The 4,436-nt window shown below is 37.1% G+C and carries 5 protein-coding genes; 3 read left to right on the forward strand and 2 right to left on the reverse strand.

Features of this window, described 5'->3' with window-relative positions:
• Positions 1-285 precede the first annotated feature (285 nt).
• A complete protein-coding gene (locus tag ACH2DQ_RS26940) occupies positions 286-453 on the forward strand; it encodes a hypothetical protein (RefSeq protein WP_394911438.1) in 168 nt (55 codons plus the stop codon).
• 43 nt (positions 454-496) lie between these two features.
• Positions 497-1,951 carry a recombinase family protein gene (locus ACH2DQ_RS26945; RefSeq protein WP_394911439.1) on the forward strand — a complete coding sequence of 485 codons (1,455 nt, stop codon included), beginning with the start codon at positions 497-499 and terminating at the stop codon, positions 1,949-1,951.
• Between the two features lie 84 nt (positions 1,952-2,035).
• On the opposite strand, the gene ACH2DQ_RS26950 is transcribed toward ACH2DQ_RS26945, so the two are convergent.
• Positions 2,036-2,578, reverse strand: coding sequence for a helix-turn-helix domain-containing protein (locus ACH2DQ_RS26950; protein ID WP_394911462.1), 543 nt, complete (start codon positions 2,576-2,578; stop codon positions 2,036-2,038).
• Between the two features lie 233 nt (positions 2,579-2,811).
• Between ACH2DQ_RS26950 and ACH2DQ_RS26955 the strand changes: the two genes are divergently transcribed.
• Complete coding sequence (locus tag ACH2DQ_RS26955; RefSeq protein WP_394911440.1) at positions 2,812-3,393, forward strand: LysE family transporter; 582 nt, start codon at positions 2,812-2,814, stop codon at positions 3,391-3,393.
• Positions 3,394-3,548: 155 nt separating this feature from the next.
• Here ACH2DQ_RS26955 and ACH2DQ_RS26960 read toward each other — a convergent pair.
• The coding region (locus ACH2DQ_RS26960; protein WP_395028681.1) for a dihydrodipicolinate synthase family protein at positions 3,549-4,436 on the reverse strand (888 nt) is incomplete at its 5' end.

Below are 4,436 nucleotides of genomic sequence, written 5' to 3' on the forward strand. Positions count from 1 at the left end.
TGCTAATATCATTTCTGTCTGTGAACCATTCCTGTTCTTATAATCAGTCCCTAATCCTCCCATTGATAGGATCTATTGATGAATAACATCGCACGCCCCAATGCCAAACATTATTTTTTCAGTTGTTTTTTCCTTATTTTCTCCGTAAAGTAATAAACGCCGTCCAGAAACAAAATACCCCGGCTTAGATCTCAAGTTAAAAATATTAAACATACTTGCAACAAGTACAACCAGTGGGGCATAGAATTGAACAAGTAGATGCATGAAACATGGAGGTGTGGGTTTATGGCATTGGAAGTAGTCAGCCAAATAAAAGTAAATGGAGAATGGGTGAATCTTGATACATTGCCAATAGAAGAAGGGAGAAAAATACTTATACAAGTTGTTGACCGTGCCATGATGAGTATTGGGTTTGTAAGAGAAAAGAATAATTCTGATACAGGAATGAAATAGAGAAAACCGCTGTATAGGCAGTTTTGATTGGACAGGTGATTTAATGAAAGATGATCCTTCTACAGATAATTACCAAGAAGGTGCACTCTATATTCGTGTGTCTACAGATAAACAGGAGGAATTGTCTCCAGATGCTCAAAAACGCTTGGGGCTCGAATATGCAAAGAAAAATAAAATAATGGTTTCACCGGAACATATTTATATAGAAAATGGAATTTCAGGGCGGCATGCCGACAAAAGGCCAGCTTTCCAGAAAATGATATCAAATGCCAAACAAAAGCCAGCTCCTTTTCAGGTAATATTAGTTTGGAAGTTTAGTCGATTTGCACGTAATCAGGAAGAAAGCATCGTTTATAAATCACTTTTACGTAAGCAATGTAATATTGATGTTGTCAGTATCTCTGAGCCATTGATTGAAGGACCATTTGGCAGTTTGATAGAGAGAATCATTGAGTGGATGGATGAATACTACTCTATTCGCCTATCTGGTGAAGTTGTCAGAGGAATGACAGAAAAAGCCCTGCGCGGAGGCTATCAGGCTGCTCCTTGTCTGGGGTATAATGCCGTAAGCGACGGCAGACCTTTCGTTATCAATGAAGAAGAATTTAAAATCGTAGAATATATTTGTAACCAATATGATAATCTTCATTTGGAACCTACCAGTATTGCCAGAAAAGTAAATGCCATGGGATATAGAACAAAGCGGGGAAATACATTTGAGAAACGAAGTATCGAATATATTTTAAAAAATCCTTTTTATGCCGGCATAGTAATATGGAATGGTAATAAATTTATGGGGACACACGAAGTAAGGTTTAGTTTAGAACAATATGAAGCCCGCATAGCTCGTTTAAACAGTGAATTTCGACCTGTAAAACGCCGAAGTGTATCAACTTGCCAGCATTGGCTTTCCGGACTTATAAGATGCCCTATATGTGGTTCTACTCTTGCTTATAACAAAAGAGAAAGTAACGGAAATGGATTTTTTCAATGCTGGCAGTATAGCAAGGGAATGCATCCCGGATCTATGTGCATATCTGAGAAAAAGCTATATGAAGGTGTAATCCGATATTTTGAAAGCGTATTGAATGGAATGAATTTTGAATATAGATATACTTTGCCAGATAATCGCAGTGATGACAACGAGTTAGATCTGTTAAAAATACAATTAGAAAAGTTAAACAATCGTGAAAGACGAATCAAACTTGCCTATGAAAATGAAATTGATACATTAGAAGAATATAAAGAAAATAAATCCAGAATAAAAAATGAACGTGAAGAAATAGAAAAAATGATTGCTTCCTATACTCCGTCTGAGCCTCAGGTTCTCTCAAATGAAGATGTAAAAAAGTGTATACAAAAAGTATACGATGTTGTTAAAAATCCTGCTATAGACTATGAAGTAAAAGGGGCTTTTATGAGATCGTTAGTCGAAGAGATCATTTATGACAAAGATAATAAAAGACTGCTATTCCATCTATATATCTCAAACCCCTGATAAATCAGGGGTTTGAGAATTTACAGGATAAGAATTGGTTAAATATTTTCAAATATATTTAGTATTTTTCTCTCAGGAAAACAATTAGGGGTTGAAAAGGATCATGTGCAGCATTGCAGATTCATTGCCTACATTTTTGTATGAATGAACGGTATCTGCTCTAAATCGTATGCTCTCACCATTAGCAACTATAAACTTTTGACCGTCGGAATAAATCTCAATTTTACCAGTGAAAATTGTAATAAATTCAGTGGTTCCCTTTAAATGTGGTTCAGATTCCCAATAACTGCCCTTGTCTAATTCCAGATAATATACTGCGAATCTGCGGTTCTCATTATCTGGAAAAATAGAATAGTTTTTTACCTTTCCTCCATCTTCAAGTAAAGGCTGAATTTCCGATGTTTTTACAATCTCATATAGGCACTTTGGACGAATTGTTAAAGCATCAAATGGCACTTTCATTCCGTTTGAAATTTTCCACAATGTAGAAATAGTCGGATTTCCGTCACCACGTTCAATTTGTGCAAGCATACTCTTACTAACACCACTTAACTTTGCAAGTTCGTCCATACTTAACTTGTTATTTTCACGCAGCCGCCTAATATTTTTGGCAACAATCATATTCATGGAATCCAAAAAAAATCGCTCCTCTCTATTGACAATATAATGTACTAGTTGTATTATTATATCGTACATATCCAATATAATGTTCATTTTGTACTATTATACAATTTTGATTTAGGTTTGTAAAGAGGAATGGCGCTATATTCAAGATGTACATCGGCTATATCCTTCTAATTATCATACTTATAATTTTCATAAGTGGTTATTTATCACTGTTGAAGTAGAAAGAGGTTAATATGTTCCATTTATATGATTTTTTTATTTATTGTTTTATTACGGCTTACACTCCAGGTGCAAATAATCTGCTTTCCATGAGCAATGCAATAAGGTTAGGATTCCGTCGGAGTGTTCCCTTTAATCTCGGAATACTGGTAGGATTTGCAGTCGTTATGTCTGTTTGTACCGCCTTTAGTGCAACACTGTATTCGTACCTCCCCAAAATAAAAATTGCTATGCAGATATTAGGCGCTGCTTATATGCTATACCTTGCGTGGAAAGTTTTGAAAAGTTCTTCCGATTTAAATGCTGACGGCGGCAAAGAAGCCAGCTTTCTTTCAGGGATGTTATTGCAATTTGCCAATCCTAAAATTTACATTTATGCAATTAGTGCTATGTCGCTTTATATCTTGCCGGTCTATCATTCTGTTTCGGCATTGATAGCATTTACTGTCATACTCTCGTTAATTGGTGCTTCCGGTTCTTTTATATGGGCTTTGTTTGGATCGGCATTTTGTAAATTCTTCTCCAAACATACTAAGCTGGTAAATACCATGATGGCTCTTTTGCTTGTTTATTGTGCTGCCTCGCTATTTTTTTAAAATTCGCAGATAATTTAATCCCACACAAATCCTGTAACTGGACATGAATATCCCGGGTGTCATTGAAGATGGTAAAGAGAATACGTGACTATTTATACGAATACCTACTTGAAAATATAACATCACACCATAAGACGTTGGCTTTTTTCATACAATTACAGATATTTTTTCCTCACCGTCTCTATTATGGAAGCTGCTTCATGGGCAATATCTCGATCGGTTTCCTGAAGATTTTCCAGAGGGAGTCGGACACCTCCGATATCTACCCCCTCATTGATACGTAGAATCTCTTTTGCAACAGCATACATATTGGCGCGTGTTGAACACATCTTACTAATGATTTCATTAATGCCATACTGCAATTCTGTTGCTGAGTTCTTTTTCCCTGCTTCAATCATTTCGTTTAATTTCAGGAACAGCTCAGGCATTACCCCATATGTTCCTCCAATTCCTCCGTCAGCTCCGATTGCAAGGCCGGCAACAAACTGCTCATCAGGACCGTTAAATACAACGAACTCACCCTTTGCCGCTTTTCCTGCTGCCTTGAACATCTGGATATCCTGTGTAGACATAGAAGAGTTTTTCACCCCTATGACTCTTGGGTTTTTCATCATTTCTGCCAATAGGCTCATTGTCAGCGCAGTGCCGGCAAGCTGCGGAATATTGTATATAATGAAATCTGTGTTTGGAGCCGCATCGCTGATCATATTCCAATAAGCAGCAATCGAATATTCGGGCAATCTGAAATAAATGGGGGGAATACAAGCAATTGCATCTACTCCCACGCCCTCAGAATGCTTTGCCAGGTTCATGCTGTCCTCCGTATTGTTGCAAGCAACATGATTGATAACCGTCAGTTTTCCCTTAGCAACCTCCATCACATTCTCAATAATCTCCTTACGCTCTTCAACATCCTGATAAATGCACTCCCCTGATGATCCATTTACATAGACTCCTTTTACGCCTTTCTCAATAAAATATTGAGTAAGGGCTCGAACACGTTTGGGACTTACCTTCCCTCCTTCATCATAGCAGGCATAAAA

This window comes from Robinsoniella sp. (assembly GCF_034124845.1).